This window comes from Vreelandella zhanjiangensis DSM 21076 (assembly GCF_000377665.1).
Lineage (GTDB): Bacteria > Pseudomonadota > Gammaproteobacteria > Pseudomonadales > Halomonadaceae > Vreelandella > Vreelandella zhanjiangensis.
Map to the genome: position 1 here is coordinate 355,940 of NZ_KB898647.1, position 21,472 is coordinate 377,411.

At 52.7% G+C, this 21,472-nt stretch carries 19 protein-coding genes; 15 read left to right on the forward strand and 4 right to left on the reverse strand.

Annotated features, from left to right (window positions below; all coding sequences use genetic code 11):
• The first annotated feature begins 287 nt into the window (after nt 1-287).
• The 8 genes from D467_RS0105855 (at nt 288) to D467_RS0105890 (ending at nt 8,946) form a co-directional block, all read left to right on the forward strand.
• Nucleotides 288-2,423: a methyl-accepting chemotaxis protein gene (locus D467_RS0105855; protein WP_018916583.1), complete on the forward strand. Its 2,136-nt coding sequence runs from the start codon at nt 288-290 to the stop codon at nt 2,421-2,423.
• Nucleotides 2,424-2,741: 318 nt separating this feature from the next.
• The gene (locus tag D467_RS0105860) at nt 2,742-3,896 is read left to right on the forward strand and encodes an ABC transporter substrate-binding protein (RefSeq protein WP_018916584.1); all 1,155 of its coding nucleotides are present in this window, start codon (nt 2,742-2,744) and stop codon (nt 3,894-3,896) included.
• 39 nt (nt 3,897-3,935) lie between these two features.
• Nucleotides 3,936-6,050: a methyl-accepting chemotaxis protein gene (locus D467_RS0105865; protein ID WP_026285626.1), complete on the forward strand. Its 2,115-nt coding sequence runs from the start codon at nt 3,936-3,938 to the stop codon at nt 6,048-6,050.
• A 138-nt stretch (nt 6,051-6,188) separates the two neighbouring features.
• A complete protein-coding gene (locus D467_RS0105870) occupies nt 6,189-6,818 on the forward strand; it encodes an SDR family oxidoreductase (RefSeq protein WP_018916586.1) in 630 nt (209 codons plus the stop codon).
• Complete coding sequence (locus D467_RS0105875) at nt 6,802-7,305, forward strand: metallophosphoesterase family protein (protein WP_018916587.1); 504 nt, start codon at nt 6,802-6,804, stop codon at nt 7,303-7,305. Before D467_RS0105870 ends, D467_RS0105875 begins: the two co-directional genes overlap by 17 nt.
• 124 nt (nt 7,306-7,429) lie before the next feature.
• Nucleotides 7,430-7,999 (forward strand): DJ-1/PfpI family protein, encoded by a 570-nt coding sequence (locus tag D467_RS0105880; protein ID WP_018916588.1) that lies wholly within the window; start codon nt 7,430-7,432, stop codon nt 7,997-7,999.
• Between the two features lie 147 nt (nt 8,000-8,146).
• Entirely contained in the window at nt 8,147-8,509 is a 363-nt protein-coding gene (locus D467_RS0105885; RefSeq protein ID WP_018916589.1) for a ribbon-helix-helix domain-containing protein, read from the forward strand.
• Nucleotides 8,510-8,604: 95 nt separating this feature from the next.
• A complete protein-coding gene (locus D467_RS0105890; RefSeq protein WP_018916590.1) occupies nt 8,605-8,946 on the forward strand; it encodes a hypothetical protein in 342 nt (113 codons plus the stop codon).
• Nucleotides 8,947-8,948: 2 nt separating this feature from the next.
• On the opposite strand, the gene D467_RS0105895 is transcribed toward D467_RS0105890, so the two are convergent.
• Complete coding sequence (locus D467_RS0105895; protein ID WP_018916591.1) at nt 8,949-9,167, reverse strand: DUF3820 family protein; 219 nt, start codon at nt 9,165-9,167, stop codon at nt 8,949-8,951.
• A gap of 143 nt (nt 9,168-9,310) precedes the next feature.
• Here D467_RS0105895 and mqo point away from each other — a divergent pair, with 143 nt between their 5' ends.
• The gene (gene mqo, locus D467_RS0105900; RefSeq protein ID WP_018916592.1) at nt 9,311-11,014 is read left to right on the forward strand and encodes a malate dehydrogenase (quinone); all 1,704 of its coding nucleotides are present in this window, start codon (nt 9,311-9,313) and stop codon (nt 11,012-11,014) included.
• A 95-nt stretch (nt 11,015-11,109) separates the two neighbouring features.
• Here the strand turns inward: mqo and D467_RS0105905 are convergent, their stop codons facing one another.
• Nucleotides 11,110-11,985 carry a LysR family transcriptional regulator gene (locus D467_RS0105905; protein ID WP_026285628.1) on the reverse strand — a complete coding sequence of 292 codons (876 nt, stop codon included), beginning with the start codon at nt 11,983-11,985 and terminating at the stop codon, nt 11,110-11,112.
• Between the two features lie 130 nt (nt 11,986-12,115).
• Here D467_RS0105905 and D467_RS0105910 point away from each other — a divergent pair, with 130 nt between their 5' ends.
• Nucleotides 12,116-12,541, forward strand: a complete 426-nt coding sequence (locus tag D467_RS0105910; protein WP_018916594.1) for a VOC family protein — start codon at nt 12,116-12,118, stop codon at nt 12,539-12,541.
• Between the two features lie 20 nt (nt 12,542-12,561).
• Here D467_RS0105910 and D467_RS0105915 read toward each other — a convergent pair whose 3' ends face one another.
• The gene (locus tag D467_RS0105915) at nt 12,562-13,455 is read right to left on the reverse strand and encodes an AraC family transcriptional regulator (protein ID WP_018916595.1); all 894 of its coding nucleotides are present in this window, start codon (nt 13,453-13,455) and stop codon (nt 12,562-12,564) included.
• Between the two features lie 204 nt (nt 13,456-13,659).
• On the opposite strand from D467_RS0105915, the gene D467_RS0105920 reads away from it, so the two are divergent.
• Nucleotides 13,660-14,712, forward strand: a complete 1,053-nt coding sequence (locus tag D467_RS0105920) for an NAD(P)-dependent alcohol dehydrogenase (RefSeq protein ID WP_018916596.1) — start codon at nt 13,660-13,662, stop codon at nt 14,710-14,712.
• 178 nt (nt 14,713-14,890) lie between these two features.
• On the forward strand, nt 14,891-16,573 hold the full coding sequence (locus D467_RS0105925) for a methyl-accepting chemotaxis protein (protein WP_018916597.1): 1,683 nt from the start codon (nt 14,891-14,893) through the stop codon (nt 16,571-16,573).
• Between the two features lie 90 nt (nt 16,574-16,663).
• Here the strand turns inward: D467_RS0105925 and D467_RS0105930 are convergent, their stop codons facing one another.
• On the reverse strand, nt 16,664-17,431 hold the full coding sequence (locus D467_RS0105930; RefSeq protein WP_018916598.1) for a class I SAM-dependent methyltransferase: 768 nt from the start codon (nt 17,429-17,431) through the stop codon (nt 16,664-16,666).
• 347 nt (nt 17,432-17,778) lie between these two features.
• Between D467_RS0105930 and D467_RS0105935 the strand changes: the two genes are divergently transcribed.
• From D467_RS0105935 to D467_RS0105945, 3 genes are read left to right on the forward strand one after another with little or no spacing between them, the layout of a single operon-like run.
• Nucleotides 17,779-18,576 carry an IclR family transcriptional regulator gene (locus D467_RS0105935; RefSeq protein ID WP_244147806.1) on the forward strand — a complete coding sequence of 266 codons (798 nt, stop codon included), beginning with the start codon at nt 17,779-17,781 and terminating at the stop codon, nt 18,574-18,576.
• Nucleotides 18,577-18,581: 5 nt separating this feature from the next.
• Nucleotides 18,582-19,871 (forward strand): NAD(P)/FAD-dependent oxidoreductase, encoded by a 1,290-nt coding sequence (locus tag D467_RS0105940; RefSeq protein WP_018916600.1) that lies wholly within the window; start codon nt 18,582-18,584, stop codon nt 19,869-19,871.
• Nucleotides 19,872-19,904: 33 nt separating this feature from the next.
• Nucleotides 19,905-21,311 carry a Na+/H+ antiporter NhaC family protein gene (locus tag D467_RS0105945; protein WP_018916601.1) on the forward strand — a complete coding sequence of 469 codons (1,407 nt, stop codon included), beginning with the start codon at nt 19,905-19,907 and terminating at the stop codon, nt 21,309-21,311.
• Nucleotides 21,312-21,472: the final 161 nt, after the last annotated feature.

Consider the following 21,472-nt stretch of genomic DNA (forward strand, 5'->3'; position numbering starts at 1 on the left):
CTTGGGTTGGCAACGGATTCAACAAGATTTTTACAAAACAATGCTAATTTAAGTTAGTTGTAAATAAGCTTTAGTTAAACTATTTCCTGCCGATACTACCCCTGTGAGATCCGTTATTGAAAAGAACGTCGTAATGGCGCTCAAGGCCGCCATTTATATCGACTTTTTTGGAATATGAATACCGGATTCCTGCTCTAAACGGTTATCCTTAGCCGCCTTATTAGATGTGCTTTTTCAAAAAAAGCAGACGTTACCTGCATAACTTCTGACACAAGCGAACACCCATAATGAAAAAGACTTTCAGTATCCGCGCCATGTTAATTAGCCTTTTTATCATGGCAATGCTGGGCGCGGTTGCGCTTGCCGTTACCGGTTGGTTTACCAACCAGCGGCTTATCAACTCTCAGCACTATATTACCGGTGAGGTGCTTCCCCTTCAGGATGCCAGCCGTCGTTTGGTGCTGACCATGGCCGCCTTTGGACAACGCCATAACGAGCTGCTTGCCGCAGAAAGTGAGTCTGCTCTGGAAAACATCGTCTCTGAAGAGGCGCTTAATCAACGCTTTATGGATGCACGCGAAGCGCTGGAAAAGGACGGGGCTCAAGCGCAGCTGGCAACCCTCGATAGTCATTATAATGCGTTATTGGACGGTGATGCTGAGCTTGAAATGGTGCGTCAGGTTGAGCTTAACCTGAAGGCGGAAATGGACGCCCAACTGGGCAACATGGAAATGTTTGTGAGTAGCGCCATGAGTAGCGCTGAAGAGATCGCTAACGTTTCGGTGCTTAACCAGCAGCGCTACCAGCGTGATCAAAGAGATCTTATGGAGGCGTGGCGTGAAGATGACATGACCACGCTACCCACAACGATTCTGGATGGTTTGTTTGTTCAGGGTGCGAATATAGGGCGTTATAGTGCCGATGTGCGCACGGCCCTGGCGATGTTGGCAGGTTATGGCCATCAAATGGTACAGGCGCCCAATAGCGGTATGCTTTCCATGTTGCGTCAGCAGTTTATTGAAACGCAGTTTAGCCAGGTACGTGATTCGTTAGCCGCTATTCTCGATGCGCCTAATTCCGATAGAAATCAGGCGCGCATGGTTAATGCGCTGTCTGAGGTAGTCGATGAACTTGAAAGCATCATGGTAACCGGCCCTATGTCGGTATCCATGCTGCGTGAACAGCAGCTAGAACTCAGCGAGCAGGTTCAAATAGCGCTTACGAATGTCGCAAGCGCCATGCAGGCAATGCAGCAAGCGCTAGGCGAGGTAGAAAGCTATGCCGTTGCTCAGGCGGATAGTGCCGTTAATCGGGCTGAAGCCTTGGCGGCTACCGGTTTAACGCTGCTCATCAGCGTAACGCTTGGGGTTGTTGTGCTACTGGCCATCTTTGGCTGGCGCACGCTGGTACGTGTTCTAGGCCCGCTGGTCGCCATGCGCCGTCAGATGGAAAACATTAGCGGTGCCGCCGGTGAAAATGCCGACCTTTCACAGCGCCTGACGTTACAGCGCAATGATGAAGTGGGCCAAACCGCCCAGGCCTTCAATCGTATGATGGATACGTTCGAGGGCATGGTTGCACAAATTCGGGAAAGCGCTGAGGCCATTGCTGCGAGTAGCCGACAGATTGCCAGCGGTAATGAAAACCTCTCCCAGCGTACCGACCAACAGTCCGCTTCGCTTGCGGAAACGGCGTCGAGCCTTGAGCAAATCACCTCGACAGTGAAGCAAACCGCCGACTACGCATATCAAGCGAAAGATGCCAGTGGCAGTGTCGATCAGCGGGCACGTTCGGCAGGCGATGTCGCCAAGCGCACTACGGCCGCGATGAGTGACATCCGTGAAGCGAGCGAGAAAATCACCTCAATCATCAAAGCCATTGACGATATTGCCTTCCAGACCAACTTGCTGGCGCTAAATGCCTCCGTTGAGGCCGCTCGGGCAGGCGAACAGGGGCGTGGCTTTGCAGTGGTGGCCCAGGAAGTGCGTAAGCTTGCCGGGCGCAGTGCGGATGAGGCAGCACAAATCCGCCATCTGGTCGATGATAGCGTGGCCAAGGTCAGCGAGGGTGAGCAGTTGGTAAATGCTTCCAGCACGCATCTCCAGGAAATTATCGATAGCCTCTCTGAAGTCACGCGTTACGTGACCGAGATCGCCGACGCAACGCAAGAGCAGTCGACGGGGATCGAGCAGATCAACCAGGCGATTTCCCAGCTAGATCAGGTAACCCACCAGAATGCCCGCCTGGTACAGGATGCTTCAAGCGCGAGCCAAGAGCTTGATGAGCGTGCCGGCGATATGCATACGCTGGTTAGCCGCTTCCGGGTTAGCGACAGCGCGGGACAGAACCACTTAGCCTTACCTTCACAGGCCCGCTCCAGCCAGCCACGTAGGCTTGCCGAGCCAGAAGCAGAAACCTTCTAAGCAGGGCTTTAGGTTTAGCTGTTAGCTGAACCTCTTTTTTAAAGCGAACTCATTGAGTTCGCTTTTTTTATAGGTGCCTATTAAGCGATTTTTCTTATGAGTATCAAGTATTAACAAGAAATAGCATTTTTCCCAAAAGAAAATAGTTATTTAGTCGTATGCTTTGCGGCCGATATGCCTGTAGGCGAATCGATTCAGTGCAAAGCGGTGAGTAGATCAAACCTTCTTCACCTGCGCGGGCGAGCATGTAAATACTGAGCAGTGAAAGCCATTGCAGCTCGAGAAAACTACTTAAGCTATACACTTGAAGGAAGGGCAATGCGAAAGCTGAAAATACTGATTTTGATGGGAGTGTTAGCTTCGCCCTTAGCTCAGGCCGAGCTGAAATTCGGTATTGTGGCACCGGAAACGGGCGGTGCCGCCTCTATGGGACTGGGAATGCAGGAAGGTATCAATGCCTATTTTGCTGAAATAAACGCAGCTGGTGGTGTCAATGGACAGCCCCTGACGCTGGTTGCACGTGATGACCGGTACAATCCTTTACTGGCCGCACAGCATACGCGGGAACTAAGCGCCGACGAGAGCATCCTGGCCGCTATCGGCAACGTGGGAACGCCAACGGCTGCCGTAACCGTTACGGTTCATAATCAACAGCAAATGCTGTTATTCGGTGCATTCACCGGGGCAGGACTGTTGCGCCAGTCTCCTCCTGATCGCTATATCATTAATTATCGGGCGAGCTACGCAGAAGAAACCGCCACGATGATTAACGGACTATTGGAAGCCGGGATAGCGCCAGAAGAGATTGCGTTCTTTACCCAAAACGATAGTTTTGGCGATGCGGGCTATTATGGCGCGATAAGCGCTCTGCATGGGGAAGGGTTTGAGGACACGGATCGCCTCGTGCATGGCCGATTTACCCGAGGCACACGCAATATCCATCAAGGACTTGCCACCATTCTTCAGGCGCCGGTCCCTCCACGCGCCATTATCATTGTCAGTACGTTTGGCCCCGCTGCCGACTTTATCCGTGAGGCCCGCAAGGACCTTGAAGATGTGCTCTTTCTGAACGTTTCCTTTGTCGGTAGCCAGGCACTGGTTGATGAGCTGGGCGATATGGCCGAGGGCGTCATGGTTACCCAGGTGGTGCCACCGTTGGAATCAACATTGCCCGCTGTTGAAAGCTACCACGCAGCTTTAAAGCACTACGCAAGCGACGCCGAACCTAGCTTTATTTCGTTAGAGGGGTATTTGGCGGCCAAGCTGTTCGTTGAAGGACTTAAATCTGCCGGAGAGCAGCCGGATAGAGAAAGCATTGTTGATGGATTACTCAGTTTAGGAAACATCGACATTGGATTGGAAGAGCCGTTGATGCTCAACCCCGACAATCATCAAGCCAGTCATGCCGTTTGGCCCACCATCATTCGTAATGGACATTTTGAACCGGTGAACTGGTCGTCGCTTACCCCTTGAGCGACAAATTTCGACTCCTCCCCTGACAGCGAAAAAAATATGAAAAGATCTTTGAGTATCCGCGCCATGTTGATCGCGCTATTTCTTGCTGCGGTCGTCGGCGCCTTAGTGCTGGCCGTGACTGGGTGGGCGACCAACCAGCAACTGATTAACTCCCAGCGCTACATTACCAATGACGTCATGCCGTTACAAAATACCAGCCGCAACCTTGTGCTGACGATGGGGGCATTTGGTCAGCGACATGCCGCCTTACTGGCCGCCGACGCAAGCAACATCGATCAAGTTACGGCCCAAGCGTTACTTTCATCGCGTTTTGATAAGGCATTCGACACTTTGCGCAACGGCAAAACCGCTATTGAGCAGCGCGACCAGTTAGCGACTATTGATACTGACTATCAGCAATTGATCGTGAGCGATACGGTGCTGGAGCAGGTTCGCCGAGAAGAGCTTTTGCTGACCGCGCAGATGAAGGAGCGCCTGGCGCAGATGGAGGAAATGATCGATAAAGTGATGCTGAGCGCTGAGGATATTGCAGGGCGTACCGCCTTGGCTCAGGTGCGCCATAAGCGCAATCAGCGTGAGCTAATGATGGCGTGGCGCGAAGATGGTATGACCACGCTGCCGACGCAGCTACTTGATAACATGTTTGAAGGTCAGGCCGATATCGGCCAGCTTAGCGGTAATGTACGCATGGCGGTTGCGCTGCTTGCCGATCTGGGCAGGCAGATAACCCTGGCGGAGAGCCAGGATGCCCTGATGCATCTGCGTGCTAACGAGATTGCCCAGCAAGTCATGCTTGCCCGCCAGTCGCTTAACGCCATTGCCAATGCGTCCAGTACTGAAGTTGAGCAGCGTGTCCTGATTGGCGAGCTCGATCAGATTATCGTGGATCTTGAAAGCTTGATGGTGGGAAATGCGGATTCAGTTTTCATGCTTCGCGAACAACAGCTGGAGATGGCGTTACGCGTTCAGATAGCGTTGGGCGAGGTGGCCAGCGCGATGGATAGCATGCGCGCTCAGCTGCACAATATAGAGATTTACGCAGTTGAACAGGCGGATAGCGCCGCGGGGCAAGCTGAAACGTTGGCGAATGCAGGCCGTACGCTGCTGATTAGCGTCACACTCATCGTGATCGTATTGCTGGCAATTTTTGGCTGGCGCACGCTGGTTCGCGTTTTAGGTCCGCTGGTCGCCATGCGCCGCCAGATGGAAAGTATTAGCGGAGCTGCCGGTGAAAATGCCGATCTTTCCATGCGGCTGGCACTTCGTCACAACGATGAAGTGGGCCAAACCGCTCAGGCCTTTAACCGGATGATGGATACGTTTGAAGGTATGGTCGCACAGATTCGGGAAAGCGCTGAGGCCATTGCTGCGAGTAGCCGACAGATTGCCAGCGGTAATGAAAACCTCTCCCAGCGTACCGACCAGCAGTCCGCTTCGCTTGCGGAAACAGCGTCAAGTCTTGAGCAAATTACCGCAACGGTTAAGCAAACCGCTGACTATGCCGACCAGGCCAAAGATGCCAGTGGCAGTGTCGATCAGCGGGCACGTTCGGCAGGTGATGTCGCCAAACGCACCACAGCGGCGATGAGCGACATCCGTGAAGCGAGTGAGAAAATCACCTCGATCATTAAAGCCATTGACGATATTGCCTTCCAGACCAACTTGCTGGCGCTAAACGCCTCCGTTGAGGCCGCTCGTGCGGGAGAGCAGGGGCGTGGCTTTGCGGTAGTTGCCCAGGAAGTTCGTAAGCTTGCCGGGCGCAGTGCGGATGAGGCGGCGCAAATCCGTCATCTGGCCGATGATAGCGTGGCCAAGGTCAGCGAGGGTGAGCAGTTGGTGAATGCCTCCAGCATGCATCTTCAGGAAATTATTGATAGCCTCTCTGAAGTCACGCGCTACGTCACGGAAATTGCGGAAGCAACGCAGGAGCAGTCGACGGGGATCGAGCAAATCAACCAGGCGATTTCCCAGCTAGATCAGGTAACCCATCAGAATGCCCGCCTGGTGCAGGATGCTTCAAGCGCGAGTCAGGAGCTTGATGGGCGTGCCGGCGATATGCATACGCTGGTTAGTCGCTTCCGGGTCAGCGATAACGCAGGGGAGCCTACGCTGTCATTGCCACAACACAAGGCACCTACGCGATTAAACTAACCGCCACCGCAGTACTTTCTTTCAGCGAGCGTGCCCTGGGCACGTTCGCTGTTTTGCGTTCTAAGGGTTGATTTATAGACGAGGTGCCTGCACTCATTAATAGATAGCCATGGAATGTAAGCCAACCAGGGAGACGAAATGACGACATTAGTGATTGGTGCCAACGGGCAGATCGGTAAACAGTTTTGCGAGCTGGCCAAACAGGCTGATGTGCCGATCAAGGCCATGGTGCGCAAGGATGAGCAAGCTGCCTGGTTTACTGAACGCGGCATCGAAACGGTGGTTGCCGACCTTGAAGGTGAGCTTGAACACGCCTTTGAAGGCTGCAATCAGGTGGTGTTCACCGCTGGTTCTGGACCACACACCGGCCCTGATAAAACGCTCATGATTGATCTGTTCGGTGCCATCAGAGCTGCCGACATTGCCAGTGAAAAAGGGCTTGATCGCTATATTATGGTGAGCGCTATTCGCGCAGAGCGCCCTTTGGATGCACCCGAAAAGATGCGCCCTTACATGGCTGCCAAGTTTGCAGCCGATAGCCACCTACGCTTTGCCAAAGTTCCCCACGTCATCCTCAAGCCGGGCCCCTTGACTGATGAGAAGGCAACGCACGGATTTGCCGGAACGTTGGAGGCATCTCCTGAACAATCCATTACCCGGGCAGATGTTGCTCATGCCTTACTGCACGTTGTAAAAACACCTACGTTGAAAGATAAGGAGTTCACACTCTTGAACGGTAAGGAATCCATTAGTGACCTCGTGCGCTAAGCCCGAGCCCCTATTGACGCTCGACGCGCCTGTCGGCGTGATTGCCGACACGCATGGGTTGCTACGCGACGAAGCCCTCACTTACTTAACGGGGTGTGGGCTCATTCTTCATTTAGGCGATGTCGGCCAAAAGCAGGAAAATCAGTCCATTCTTGATCGCCTTGAGCAAATAGCGCCGCTGTTTGTGGTTAAGGGCAACATCGATACCGCTCCATGGGCCGAGTCATTGTCGCTAACCCATTCGCTTGACGTAAATGGTTGGCGGCTGCATCTGGTACATCGCCTTATCGATTTCGATGAAGCGACGCCTTGTGATGTGGTGTTGCATGGCCACTCTCACAAGCCGCGTAACGAGTGGCAAGAGGATCGCCTGCTATTTAACCCCGGCGCGGCGGGCAAGCGTCGCTTTAAACTACCTATTACGCTTGGCAAATTATGGCTTGAAGAGCACCAGATAAAGCGCGCGATTATTCACTTACCGCTTTGAAGGCGCGTTCTTGGCCATAAAAACAGTGTAGTAATGACGTACTACCCCTGAAGTAAAAGCGCTTGTTAGGCTTGTGTTACACACTCAGCGTGTGCTCGATGATAAAACAATAAGGAGTGCGGAGATGAGCAGCAAGCGTATCTTGATGATTACTGGCGACTTTACTGAAGATTACGAAACTATGGTTCCTTTCCAGGCATTGATGGCAGTTGGCCATCAGGTCGATGCTGTTTGCCCTGGCAAGGCATCGGGTGACACCGTGGCGACGGCGATTCATGATTTCGAAGGTGATCAAACCTATTCTGAAAAACCTGGCCACCGATTTGCGCTCAATGCCGATTTTGAGCGTATCGATCCCGCTGATTATGATGCCCTGGTGGTACCCGGTGGGCGTGCTCCGGAATACCTACGTTTGAATCAGGATGTGTTAACGATGGTTCGGCACTTTTTTGAAGCCAACAAGCCTGTCGCCGCGATTTGCCACGGCGCACAACTGTTAGCCGCTGCAAAAGTGCTCGAAGGAAGGCAGTGTTCTGCATACCCCGCTTGCCAGCCAGAAGTTGAGCTTGCGGGCGGGCATTTCGCCAGCATCGACGTAAGTGACGCGGTAACCGATGGCAACCTGGTAACGGCGCCCGCTTGGCCAGCACACCCGGCTTGGCTTGCTCAGTTTATGGCGCTGCTAAACAAGTGAGCACTGGATCGTTATCGTAAGCATATAAAGCGAAGCCTACGCGCCTAACCGGCATGCACCTACCAGACATGCACCTTCAGACATTAGGCGCGTAGCGTAGTTGCCCGCTATGCTAACGACTCATCTGAACGTTAAGAGATCACACCCATGTGCAAACTCTTTATTCACGCCAATCCTGAGCTGTGGTCCAGCGCGACGCATTCACTGCGTATTGATGGCATGGTGACGAGCGTGCGAATGGAGCACTACTTCTGGCTCATTCTGGAAGAGATCGCCACGCGTGACGGTATGAACACGGCTCAGCTGATTACTCGCCTTTATCATGAATCTATCGATGCCGGACACGACCTAGGTAATTTCACCTCGTTTTTACGCGTGTGTGCGTTACGCTACCAGGCGCTTCAACTAACGGGAGACATTCCCGCTCAGCATGAGGTACCCATTGCGACTTTGGATGCTGAGAAGATACTCATGCGTGAAAGTCGATCCAGGCACAGCCGGTTTCACTAATCCCTGGCCCTTTCTGCGTTATAGTAAGTAGCGATTACGACAGCCATAAGGGCCATCGCTGGGTAGTGATGGAGAGGGTCATTAACAGGACTTTTATGACAGATGTTGCCACTGCCGTGCGTCAATTACTCGCCACGGCACCGGAAAAAACATTACCGATGACCTATCAACAAGTGGCAGCGGCATTGGGCCTGACGCCTCCACGTACTATTCAGCGGGTAGCGCAGGCGCTGGAACAGCTTATGCGCGACGATGCCGCTTCCCATCGGCCGTTTATCGCTGCATTGGTGGTCAGCCGCCGAGGCGAGAATATGCCCGCCGCTGGTTTTTTTGAGCTAGCCGTGGCGCTGGGGCGCTTTCCTACTGACCCCACACAGTATGCCGAAGCTTATCGCACTGAATACCAGCAGGCGCTGGCATTGCGCTCAAACGTATAACCTTATTGTGAGGGCTTGCGTAAGGGGTCAAGCAAGTCGCTTAATCCGTTATGGTCAATCTCCTGCATCAGTTGCAGCAACTGGCCAATTTCTCCCGATGGAAATCCCTCCCGCGCAAACCAGTTAAGGTAGGGCCCCGGCAGGTCGGCAATCAGCCAGCCCTGGTGTTTGCCGAATGGCATTGTACGGGTTACCAGTTTTTCAAGATCTTCCGGTCTCATGTCTTACTTTCCTTTGGGCTTATCTGCCGCGCTGGTTTCCGAAAAGAAGTAATTTTGTTAGACTTTAGTCGACAAATTATACCCCCCTCGATGCCGGGCGATTATAGCTTCGGTAAGTTATTTATGTATCGTCTGGATATGACATGCACAAACGTTTTAGTTTTTTACTCTGCACACCGCTTCTGGCGATGGCAGCGATGCCCGTTTCGGCTGATGAGCCTGTTGATGTTGTATTAATTGGTGGCGGTATCATGAGCGCCACACTAGGTACCTATCTTCAAGAATTAGAACCTGATTGGGATATCCATCTTTACGAGCGCCTGAGTCAGGTTGCTGAAGAGAGTTCCAACGCCTGGAACAACGCAGGCAGCGGCCACTCTGCCTTCATGGAAATGAACTATACACCGGGCGATGGCGATCACGTTGAAATTGAGCGTGCAGTTAACGTTACCGAGCAGTTTGAGGTTTCCCGCCAGTTCTGGGCCCATCAGGTTGATCAGGGCATCCTGAGCGACCCCAAAGCCTTTATCAACTCAGTGCCGCATCACGCGTTGGTGTGGGGGCAAGACGACGTCGCTTTCCTGCGCGAACGTTACGCACGCATGACTGAAAACCCGCTGTATGAAGGCATGGAATACTCGGAAGATCGCCAAGAGATTGCTGAGTGGATGCCGCTTGTCATGGCCGGTCGTGATGAAAACGAGCCGGTTGCCGCGACCCGCATGCAGATGGGTACAGAAGTTAACTATGGTGCTCAGACTCGCCAGATGATTGAAGGATTGGGTGATAGCGATAACTTCACACTCTCGCTTAACAGTGAAGTGCGCGGCCTTGAGCGTAATGACGACGATACCTGGCACGTAACGATTAAAAACCTGGAAAGCGGTGATGAGTCTACCGTTGACGCCCGGTTTGTGTTTATTGGTGCTGGCGGCGCAGCCTTGCCACTGCTTCAGGAATCCGGTATTCCCGAAGCGGATGCCTATGCCGGTTTCCCGGTGGGTGGCCAGTTCCTGTACACCACCAATCCTGACGTTGTCTCTCAGCACCAGATCAAGGTGTACGCCAAAGCGGGTGAAGGTTCTCCGCCGATGTCAGTGCCACACATGGATTTCCGTAACCTGGATGGCCAACCTGCACTGTTCTATGGTCCGTTTGCCACGTTCTCAAGCAAGTTCTTGAAAGAAGGCTCCTGGACTGACCTGTTTGGCTCCATCACGTTTGACAATCTTTGGCCGACTACCCAGGTAGGTCTGCATAACTTCAACCTGGTACGCTACTTGGTTGGTCAGGTAATGATGTCTGACGATGACCGTTTTGAGGCGCTGCAGGGCTTCTATCCTGAAGCAAGCGCCGACGACTGGAAACTGTGGACCGCCGGTCAGCGGGTTCAGATCATCAAGAACGACCCTGAGCGTGGTGGCCTGCTGCAGTTTGGTACCGAAGTAGTAAGCTCTGAAGACGGCTCAATCGCCGCACTTCTGGGGGCTTCACCGGGTGCATCAACCGCACCACCCATCATGCTGCATTTGCTGGAAAACGTTTTCGCTGAGCAGGTGCAAAGCGATGCATGGCAGGAAAAACTGACCCAGATCGTACCGTCCTACGGCCAGCGCCTTTCCGAAAATCCGGAGCTACTGCGTGAAATGCGTGTGTATACGGCAGAGGTGCTTAAACTGAATGAGCCGATGAATGCTGCTGAAACAGACACAGACGTTCAAACGGAAGTTGAAAACGTACAGCCTGAATCAGAAGCCGCTGATGCCGGTGAAGAAAGCAGCGCTGACGAAAACGTTGATACACAAAGCGAAGAGCAGGACGCCGAAACACAAGAAGTTGCTCTGTAAGGTTTTGCTTACTCAAACCTGAATGCAATAACGTGCCATATCAGGTGCGCTCGATAACGCTAGCCCCTTGAAAGGGGCTAGCGTTTTTTTTGGCTTCAATAATGAGGATTGGCAGCTTCACAAATCAGTTGGGCAAGGGCGCGCGCTGGAGCGCTCAACTGACTACTGGCGCGATGGATCAACCCTACATCGCGATGAAACGTATGCTCGCCGAGTGAGATGGCGCGTACCGCGGTTGGCCAGGGCTGCAGTGCGGTCACTTCGGGTACCAGAGCAATGCCCACGCCGTTGGCAACCAGCTGAATAATGGTATCCAGCTCGTCCACCTCACACAGTTCACGTACGTGGCAATGCTGGGCGCGTAAAAAGCGGTCGACCTGACGACCACCAAACGAGGTACGGTCGTAACGCACAAAAGGCTCGCGGCTGAGCAGCTCGCGCCAGCCATCATCCTCAATAAAAGCCGGGACGATCAGCCGGTAAGGTTCATGGGCCAGCGGTGTCCAGCGTAAATCGCTGTGCAGCGAGAAAGACGGGCGAATAATGGCCGCCATATCAAGCTCGCCTGCATCCACCTGATTGACCAGCGCCATGGAAAGCCCCGGCAGCACGCGGCTTTGGCAGTCTGGATAGGCTCGGTGAAAGCGAGCCAGGGCACTGGGCAGTAGCGAGCGCTGAATGGAGGCGATAGCGCCAATGTTCACCGGCGTGCTGGCAGGCTTACCGGTATTGGCTTCGCCAAGCGTCCGGTAAAGGGCTAATAGGGTATGCGCCTGTTGAAGGACTTCCTGGCCTTGCGCCGTTAATACCGCCGCGCGACCTTTTCGGGCAAACAGGGTAACGCCCAACTGCTCTTCCAGCCGTTTCATCTGTGCGCTGACAGCCGCTTGCGTCAAGCCGATCTTTTGGCCTGCTGAGGCAAAGGTGCCTTCTTGAGCGACGGCCGTTAAGGTTTTCAATTCTCGTATCATTGATAAATAATATTTGTGAGTTAATGAAAAAGATATTGATTTTATTTTTATATGGCTCGGCCTAGGATGACTAATACAGGTTGGCACTCTGTGCCACGCATTACAAAACGATAGCGAACAGGAGACCACCATGAGCCTTTCCCCTTTCCATCTGGCCATCCCGGTTTACGATGTGGCATTAGCCCGGGCTTTTTACAATGACGTTTTCGGCCTGGAAGAAGGGCGTTCCAGTGACAACTGGGTCGACTTCAACTTCTTTGGTCACCAACTTGTGATTCATGGGCATCCTAAAACGCCCAGCCAAGAAAATGCCCATACCAATCCTGTAGATGGCCACGACGTACCAGTGCCGCATTTCGGCGTAATTCTGGAGTGGGATGAGTGGGAAGAGCTTGCTGAGCGCCTGAAGTCGCGCAATACCGTTTTTGTAATTGAGCCCTACGTGCGCTTTAAAGGCGAAGTGGGTGAGCAAGCCACCATGTTCCTGCTCGACCCCTGTGGTAACGCGCTAGAGTTCAAGGCGTTCAAGGACAAGAGCCAAATCTTTGCCAAGTGAGCTAGCCAAGTAAGCGATCATTACCCCTGCAGCATTTGCTCCTGGCGGCGATGTTGCAGGGGAGATTCGCCGAAGTAGCGTTTATAGTCGCGGCTAAATTGCGGCACGCTGCGATAGCCCACCGCCAATGCCGCCTGATTGACGTTATGCTCCTGCTGCGACAGAAGCTGCTGAGCTTTTATTAGCCGCAGCCGCTTAAGATACTGGGCTGGGGAAGCGCGAGTAATCTGCTTGAAATAATGATGAAACGTCGAAACGCTCATACTGGCCTGCTGGGCCAACTGCTCGACCCTAAACTCATCAGCGAAGCTTACATGAAGCTTCGACAGCACCTGCACTATTCGTGAGTAGTGCCCTTGGCCGTTTACTAGTGCTCTAAGCGCTGGCCCTTGCTCCCCTTTCAGCGCCTCGAAAACCACCTCACGAATGCGTGCTGCTCCCATGATTGCGCATTCTGTTTCGCAAGTCAGTGTACCGGCTAGCCGATCCACCGCCTCCTGCATGCCTGATGTCATGGCAACCGACGCCATGGGTTTCGGGGAAATAGTCGGTGCGCTGATATTGCCCATGGCCATGACCATTTCACTTAACAGCGCCGGGTCTAGCTTTACCGAAATACCCAGCAGCGGCGCTTCGGGTGAACCATGGGTTTCACACTCAAACGGCAGAGGTAGGGTCTGTACCAAGTAGTGCCCGGGGTTATAGTGAATTTCACGATCGCCCAGATAGCCCACTTTTCGGCCCAGGGCAATAACGGTCAGACTGGGCTCGTAGAGTAACGGAGTGCGCGCTTGATGGCGCCCCAGACACAGCAGTGAGACGCCGGGTAAGTGCGTCTGGGTGATGCCGTCTGCCTTGGTTAGCGCTTCAATAATGCGTGCTAAGGGCGGGTAGGTAGGTAGCAGCGTGCTCATAAAGACCTGCCAGAAATGTTTAAAATGGGTGGATTTGGATAATAATGCCAAAATATTGGTTATTTTTTGTTATTTTATCACACTAGTGTGGAGGAATAGGCAAAAAATACGGAGCTTCGCTCATCGTTATTACTGCTCAATCGGCGAATAATGGTTAGGCATCCTCGTGGTCAAGAGGATCACCGATTTAAGGAGTTTTATCTGATGAGCCAAGCCAAATCCTATGCTGCCTTTGCGGCGGATAAACCGTTAGCGCCTTTTTCATTTGAGCGTCGTCAACCGCGTGCTGATGATGTCGCCATTGAGATTCTTTATTGTGGGGTTTGTCACAGCGACCTGCACTTTGCCCGTAACGATTGGGGCATGAGTCAGTACCCGGTCGTGCCCGGCCATGAAATCGTGGGCCGTGTCACCGCAGTAGGCGACAAGGTGAGCCGCTTCAAGGAAGGCGACCTGGTGGGTGTCGGCTGCATGGTCGACTCCTGCAGGACCTGCAGCGCCTGCAAAGATGGCGTGGAGCAGTACTGCCTGGAGGGGTTTACTATGACCTACGGCAGCCCTGATCGACAGGACGGTACTATTACTCAGGGCGGTTACTCGGACGCCATCGTTGTCAGCGAGCACTTCGTGCTGAAAATGCCGGACGGTATTGACCTTGCCTCCGCCGCGCCGATTTTGTGTGCCGGTATTACCACTTATTCACCGCTTAAGCATCACGGCGTAGGTAAGGGGCACAAGGTAGGTGTGATTGGCATGGGCGGCCTTGGCCATATGGGTGTGAAGCTTGCCAAAGCGCTAGGAGCGGAAGTTACCGTATTTACCCGCTCTGATGCCAAGGTGGAAGAAGCCAAGCGCAGCGGCGCTGATCACGTTGTGGTATCGAGCGACCAAGCACAAATGGATGCGGTGGCGGAAACCTTCGATTTCATGCTGGATACCGTACCGGTACAGCACGACCTGAACCCTTATCTTACGTCACTCAAATACGATGGCACGCATATCATAGTTGGCCTTTTGGAGCCTATTGAGCCAGCTATTGAAGCCTTCAATCTGGTATTCAAGCGCCGAGTAGTAGCGGGCTCGCTGATCGGCGGCATTGCTGAAACCGAGGAACTGCTCCAGCTGTGCGCTGAGCAGAATATTACCTGCGATATCGAAATGCTGGATATCAACAACATTAACGAAGGCTTCGAGCGCATGGAGAAAGGCGGCGTGCGCTATCGCTTTGTTATTGATATGGCAACGCTTAAAGATTAAAAATACCGCCGCTTACACAAACGGTGATGTAAACCACCCACCCCGGCTTAGGCCGCGGTGGGTTTTTTATGTGCCGCCTTATACATAGGTCGATAGCCCGCCATATTCTGCTCCAGCTTGGTTTACTCTTGCCGATACTTCCTCAAACGACTTATAAAAAAGCCAAGGGATCAATAGCATGAAGCATTTATCTATTAAATGGAGTTTGACTGCTGCGCTAGCCTTGATGGTACTTATGATTGGGCTAATCAGCGGGCTAGGATTTTATGCCAACCACATAAGCTCCCAAGCCCTGGAGGAGCTTGCTGACATCAACGTGCGCTTAACTAATTTGGCTAACCGCACGCAGGTAAATGCACTCAGAGCACAAACCTTTTTAGATCGCTTTGCCAGTTTGAGTACTCAAGGCAATCCTGAAAAAGGGCAGGAAAGTTTGCAGCTCGCCTCCGAAGCCTTAGCGGCGGCTCAGGACAGGTTTGAAGAGTTCCAGACCTTGCCCGTGCCAGCGGGCAGTGAGCTTGCCACTTATCGTGACGCCATCGTCAGTGCCTATGAGGTGTTTGTCACCGAGGGCATGTTGCCGTTATTGGAGGCGCCGCCGTTTCAGGTGCAGCGGCGCCAAGAGGCCGTTGGCGAAAGTGGCGCGCAGTTGGATGAGGCGATGGAACGCTTTATCACTTATACCGAGGCGCGAGGCCAGCGCGTGATTGATCAGGTTGACCAACTGACCCAAACCATTGGAGCTATTGCGATTGCCTTACTAATCATATCGTTAATCGCCGCTGTTGTTATTCGGATTGCCATGATGAAAGGCGTTGTGAACCCGCTTAACCAGGCGATGGCGCATTTTTCTCACATTGCCGATGGGGATCTGACCGGCCATATCGATGCTGGAGGACGTAACGAGATAGGGCGACTATTTAGCGCGTTGGCATCCATGCAAACCAAGCTTAAAGCACTGGTGCTGGCGTTAAGAAGCAGCAGTGAAAGTGTCTTTAGCGGTGCAGGTGATATCTCGGTTGGAAGCCAGGATCTCTCTTCACGAACCGAGCAGCAAGCATCGGCGCTTCAGCAGACGGCTTCGAGTATGGAGGAGATGTCGACCACGGTGAGCAAAAACGCCGAAACGGCTGAAACTGCCGACCAACTGTCGGTGGCGGCTTCGCAGTCTGCCAAGGCGGGTGGTGAAGAGGTTCAGCATACGGTGCAGTTGATGCGCGATATTGCGGCCAGCGCGAATCGGGTTAACGATATTATCGGTGTGATCGACTCGATTGCCTTTCAAACCAATATCCTGGCGCTTAATGCGTCGGTTGAAGCGGCGAGAGCCGGCGAGCAAGGGCGAGGGTTTGCGGTCGTTGCCAGTGAGGTTCGTTTACTTGCCACCCGTAGTGCGGAATCCGCAAAGGAAATTCGTGGCTTAATTGAGCAAACGACGTCGCAAATCACAGGGGGCGCCGCGCAGGCCGAACGCAGTGGCCAAACCATTCAGCAAACGGTTCAGGCAATCGGCCAGGTAACCGCGCTGATGAGCGAAATCTCAACGGCAAGCCGTGAGCAAAACGGTGGTATCGAGCAAATAAATGCGGCGCTGACTGAAATGGATTCAGTCACTCAGCAAAATGCCGCACTGGTGCAACAAACCAGTGCCGCCGCTGGGGCGCTTGAGAATCAGGCGCGTCAATTAGCCGAACTCATGGCAACTTTTCGCCTTGATGAGCAGGCAAGTAAAACACCAGTACATTCGGCGTCTTCTGTATTGCCCACATCATGGTCTAAGGAGACTCGCTCCTCTACTAAAAAGCCTTCCCGAGAGGTTGGCGTTAAAGAAACGACCGCTGATGATTGGGATGAGTTTTAAATAAACGCTTTAGTATTTCGCCTGACCGGGCTGTTACGAAGGTTAACAAGCCTGGTCAGGGTGCTGAGTAGAACGTCTTCTCAGTAAAAATTAGACGTGGGCTGATACCCGCAAGCGCACGTAGTCAGCGGTCCAGTTGCCCTGGCCATCGTTTAAACTATGGCTCAGCAGCATAATGGTGTTATCAATTATGGAGTGGCGAAGATCCTCTTCCAGCCCATGTAAAAACGGGCTGGCGAAGGTTTCAATCCATCCTGCCATGCCCGTAGGTAGCGCAGTAGGGCGGGGAATTAGCTCAATGGAATCCACCTGAAACCCAACGGTTTGTAACAAATGAGCGTACTCTTCGGTGGTTGGGAAATACCATGGATGCCGCCCGCGAGCGCTAACCCCGCGAAACTGAAGCGACGCAATCAGCGCGGTGCAAATGGCCGCAACGTTGCCGTGTCCACCAAACTCAGCGACAAACCGGCCGCCTGGTTTCAACGCGCGCTTAACGCCAGACAGTACCGCCTGTGGGTCAAGCATCCAATGCAGAGCAGCGTTACTAAAAACAGCGTCGAATTCGTGGTCAAACGGAAGATCATGCGCATCAACCTGGCGCGCGGTAATGCCGCGCTGGCGGGTGGCTTCCACCATTTCCTCTGAAGTATCAACGCCTAACACATCAGCGCCGAGTTGCACCAATCGCTCGGTTAAGGCGCCGTCACCGCAGCCAAGATCTAAAATACGCTGGCCCGGTTGAGGCGAGAGCAGCTTAACGACATCACTACCCAATTTGGGAACAAAATCAGCGTTTTTAGCATATTGGCCAGCATCCCACTCCTGACCAGGTGCATTCGACGTAATGTTATTCATGGCGGCTTCCTAGCATCGTTATATTTCAAGGGGAGTACAAAGAGTATAGCCTGCGGCGGTATAACGTCTTTGCCAATCAGAAACAGAGCTTATTTTTTAAGCGTATGGCCGTTAAAACAGATGGGAATATTTGGCCGTCTTTCCTTCGTTATCGAGAACCTTCAAGTTAGTGACTCGCTATCTGAGCCATCTTAGAACTTAGCCGCTTTTAATTACTCTCCGCATTGGACCTGTCGCTAAACAAAAAGTCTCTTAATTTATTAATGCCTATGTCTCACTATGTGAGATGAATTGGATGTTTTGTCTTGTTATGTTCTAAAACAAAGAAGCCAATAATGATAAAAACGATGTCTACGTACGATCAATCTCATGGTGCCGGTCCCTCCACTCTTATCCATGCAATGCAGATACTAAAAGTGACTGCGCATGGTGGGTACCGAGGTGCAAGCATCGACGACTATTTAACGGCGCTTGATTTCAGTCGACCTACACTTTATCGCTTGCTTAAAAGCCTTAAGCAACAAGGTTTTTTACGCTCATCTCCTGTTCGGGGCCGTTATCTATTGGGTTATGAACTACTGGTGCTAGGCGCTCAGGCGGGTAATGGGGCGGGGCTTCGTGACTTGTCTCGCCCCAGGCTATTGGCGCTAGCTCAACGGCTTGGGGATAGCTTTTATTTGTTCGCTCAGGACGGTGTTAATGCAGTCTGTCTGGAAGTTCAGAACGGCGCTTACCCGGTGGGTAGTTTTGTACGAGCAACCGGTGGACGTGTACCGCTAGGCGTAGGGCAGGCTTCTATTGCGCTACTAGCTTACCTTCCTGTTGAAGAGCAACAAGACATATTAAGCCGCAATGCAGAAATTCTTCTGAATGAGTATGGAATTTCCATTGCGGCAGTCAACGTTGAAATTACCCACCTAAAAGAGCACGGGTTTGCGCGGGGCGTTGAAGGCTCTTTGCTGCCCGAGTACGCCGGGCTAGCTATTCCTATTCTTGATCATAGCGGGCACCCGTTGGGCGCGATGAGCTGCTCAATGCTCAAGTCGCGCATGACGGACACTCACCGCAAAGAGGTTCTGGAAAACATGCACTCTGAAGTTTGCGAAATGATCAATCAGGCCCACGGATTACTTTATCTGGAATAATTACCATGTCACGACCCACTCACCCTACTCATCAGCGCAGCTGTGGCTGGAACGATCGGTTACCCACGCGTCAGGAGCAACCATCTCTTCAAGGCTCTGACATCGCCGACGTGGTGATTATTGGCGCTGGTTATACGGGTGTGGCTGCGGCGATGGCGTGGCAAAAACATCATCCCCAAGACCGCATTACGTTACTTGAAGCCGATAGCGTCGGTGAAGGTAGCCCTGGGCGAAATTCAGGCTTTATGCTTGAAGTGGCGCTGGCGAATGACGCACATCCCAATGAATTGGCGCGTATGGCCAAGTTGAACGCGCTCAGTCGCCAAACGATGGCGCTATTGCGGGAGCGAGTTGAGGAGCATGGCATCGATTGCCAGCTTCATCACAGCGGAACCTACCGAGCAGCACGTAGTGATATTGGACTGAGTGCACTACACCAATACCGTGCGTTTCTCGAAGGGGCTGGCTTAAGCTATCAAGCGCTTAATAAGGCTGTACTTGCTGAACGACTGGGCACTAATTACTACCAGCAGGGGCTTTATTCGCCAGACTGTTATCTGGTGCAGCCGGCTGCGCTGATTACCGGCTTGGTGGATAACCTTGACCCTTCCATTCAGCTATTTGAACGCTCACCGGCCATCGGTGTTTTACCTAATGGCGCTGGCTGGCGCGTAATAACCCCTGAAGGGGAAATTAAAGCTAATAACGTCATCCTTGCCAACAATGCGTTCTCGCGTGCATTAGGTGCTGACACCTCGCGGTTAACGGCTATTTATACCTATGCAGCATTAACGGCGCCTCTCTCTAGCGCCGACCAGCAGCGCATTATCAGTGAGCAATGGGGGCTACTGCCAGCGCACCGCCTGGGTTGTACGCTGCGAACCACCAGTGATGGACGGCTGATGATTCGCTCACGCTATAGCTACGAAAAAGAGGCTGACAATGCACTTATTGAGGCTGAGCTGAAAGCCAGTCTTGAGGCTCGCTATCCTGAGCTTGGCCCTGTGCATTTCGACAAGATGTGGGGTGGAACCACGGGCCTGACGTATAACGGCGCCCCGCTTTGGGGTGAACTGCAGTCAGGCCTGTATGTCTCGGCTGGGTGTAACGGTGGGGGAATCGTCAAAGGCACCTATTTGGGGGATGCCCTGGCGCGCCATGCGTTAGGTTTACCGGTTGAGGATATTGCATCGCTGTTTGGTAAAGCCAGCTGGATGCCCCCGAGCCCGATACGCAAGCTGGGGTTCTATTTAAAAAGCGGTATCGAGAGTCGTAAAGCAAAACGTGAAACTTGAAAGCTCCTTCCTTATAAAAACAGAGAGATTCCTATGGATCCCCAAGCGCATATCGGATTGCTGTCCATTCTTCCTGCCACGTTAGCTATTATCCTGGCATTTATTACGCGTAATACCGTTTTCTCATTGGCAGTGGCGTGCTTTGTCGGTGTGATTACATTGGGGAATGGCTTGATGGGCTTTCCCACCCTGTTAAAGGAAACGTTGGGCACGACCAGCTTCTCCTGGATACTGCTTCTCGAGTTATTCATTGGTACGGTCATTGCTTTCTTTCAGCGCACCGGAGCCATCCAAAACTTTACGGCTTGGGTTGAGCGCCGCGCTTTAACACGTGTCCGCGTTCAGCTCATTGCCTGGCTAATGGGGATGTTTGTCTTCTTTAGCGACTATTTCAGCCCCTTGTTCGTGGGTAGTACGATGCGCGGTTTGACTGACCGCTACAGGGTCTCCCGTGAAAAGCTTGCCTATATTGCCGACTCAACATCCGCACCGGTCAGCGTATTGATTCCGATTACCGGGTGGGCCGTATTTATCTCTGGCCTGCTGATTGGTATGGGGCCCATTGAGACTGCCGGACAGGCGATGGGCGTATTCCTCAATGCGATTCCTTTCAATCTCTATGCCTGGCTTTCTGTACTTATGGTGGGCCTGGTGATAATTGGCATCATTCCTCTATTTGGGCCCATGCGTCAGGCCGAAAAGCGTGCACAAGAAGAAGGAAAAGTGCTTCGCGATGGTGCCGAGCCCCTTGTTGGTGAGGAGTTAACGGAAATTCCCGCCTATGAAGGCGCACGTACGGGGCTTCTGTTAAACTTTTTTGCCCCGGTAATGATTGTTATTGGTGTCGCGGTAGGAACTTTCATCGTCATGGGTTCTGCTAAAACCATGGAGGCTTTTTTGGCCGCTGCGGTATTCCTGGGCATTGTAATGCGCCTGCAAGGTATCCCCTTTAACGACATCATGAAAACAGCGATTTCAGGTATGAAAGGGGTGATGCCAGCCATCATTATTCTTGCGCTGGCTTATTCACTTAATCAGCTTTCCAAGGATATGGGCACCGCCAGCTATATCGTGGAGATTTCTTCGGGCTGGCTTACGCCATCGCTATTGCCCGCCATGACGTTTCTAATTGCGGCACTGGTGGCTTTTTCGACCGGCTCATCCTGGGGTACGTTTGCGATTATGATGCCGCTGGCAGTACCGCTCGCGTTTAATTTCAGCAGCGATGCGCTTACCCCGCTGATATATGCCACCGTCGCTGCCGTAGCCGGTGGTGGAGTGTTCGGCGATCACTGTTCGCCGCTATCGGATACTTCGGTTCTTGCTTCCACAGGGGCGGCCTCCGACCACATTGACCATATTAAAACCCAGATTCCGTTTGCATTGGCCGTTGCTCTGTTCTCTCTGGCTGCCTATTTGATCATTGGGCTGACACTCTGATCTCTAAGCAAGCTCCACCTTCTTATCAATCTGCTTTACTGTAGCAGTCAAGCCCACTGTGGTTATAAGCAGTAGGACTTATTGCTGCTACCTTGATAGGTAGGCTAATCAATATGTAGATCAGTAAATAGGAATACCAATAAATCGGTAGACCAATAAAC

What these genes read in the sequence shown, in the direction of transcription:
- D467_RS0105915 (WP_018916595.1), bottom strand. Translation starts at nt 13,455, where the DNA reads ATGAGCACGCTGCTACCTACCTACCCGCCCTTAGCACGCATTATTGAA.
- D467_RS0105890 (WP_018916590.1), top strand. Translation starts at nt 8,605, where the DNA reads ATGACAGATGTTGCCACTGCCGTGCGTCAATTACTCGCCACGGCACCG.
- D467_RS0105865 (WP_026285626.1), top strand. Translation starts at nt 3,936, where the DNA reads ATGAAAAGATCTTTGAGTATCCGCGCCATGTTGATCGCGCTATTTCTT.
- D467_RS0105930 (WP_018916598.1), bottom strand. Translation starts at nt 17,431, where the DNA reads ATGAATAACATTACGTCGAATGCACCTGGTCAGGAGTGGGATGCTGGC.
- D467_RS0105880 (WP_018916588.1), top strand. Translation starts at nt 7,430, where the DNA reads ATGAGCAGCAAGCGTATCTTGATGATTACTGGCGACTTTACTGAAGAT.
- D467_RS0105910 (WP_018916594.1), top strand. Translation starts at nt 12,116, where the DNA reads ATGAGCCTTTCCCCTTTCCATCTGGCCATCCCGGTTTACGATGTGGCA.
- D467_RS0105925 (WP_018916597.1), top strand. Translation starts at nt 14,891, where the DNA reads ATGAAGCATTTATCTATTAAATGGAGTTTGACTGCTGCGCTAGCCTTG.
- D467_RS0105885 (WP_018916589.1), top strand. Translation starts at nt 8,147, where the DNA reads ATGTGCAAACTCTTTATTCACGCCAATCCTGAGCTGTGGTCCAGCGCG.
- mqo (WP_018916592.1), top strand. Translation starts at nt 9,311, where the DNA reads ATGCACAAACGTTTTAGTTTTTTACTCTGCACACCGCTTCTGGCGATG.
- D467_RS0105860 (WP_018916584.1), top strand. Translation starts at nt 2,742, where the DNA reads ATGCGAAAGCTGAAAATACTGATTTTGATGGGAGTGTTAGCTTCGCCC.
- D467_RS0105935 (WP_244147806.1), top strand. Translation starts at nt 17,779, where the DNA reads ATGTCTACGTACGATCAATCTCATGGTGCCGGTCCCTCCACTCTTATC.
- D467_RS0105945 (WP_018916601.1), top strand. Translation starts at nt 19,905, where the DNA reads ATGGATCCCCAAGCGCATATCGGATTGCTGTCCATTCTTCCTGCCACG.
- D467_RS0105855 (WP_018916583.1), top strand. Translation starts at nt 288, where the DNA reads ATGAAAAAGACTTTCAGTATCCGCGCCATGTTAATTAGCCTTTTTATC.
- D467_RS0105870 (WP_018916586.1), top strand. Translation starts at nt 6,189, where the DNA reads ATGACGACATTAGTGATTGGTGCCAACGGGCAGATCGGTAAACAGTTT.
- D467_RS0105940 (WP_018916600.1), top strand. Translation starts at nt 18,582, where the DNA reads ATGTCACGACCCACTCACCCTACTCATCAGCGCAGCTGTGGCTGGAAC.
- D467_RS0105905 (WP_026285628.1), bottom strand. Translation starts at nt 11,985, where the DNA reads ATGATACGAGAATTGAAAACCTTAACGGCCGTCGCTCAAGAAGGCACC.
- D467_RS0105895 (WP_018916591.1), bottom strand. Translation starts at nt 9,167, where the DNA reads ATGAGACCGGAAGATCTTGAAAAACTGGTAACCCGTACAATGCCATTC.
- D467_RS0105920 (WP_018916596.1), top strand. Translation starts at nt 13,660, where the DNA reads ATGAGCCAAGCCAAATCCTATGCTGCCTTTGCGGCGGATAAACCGTTA.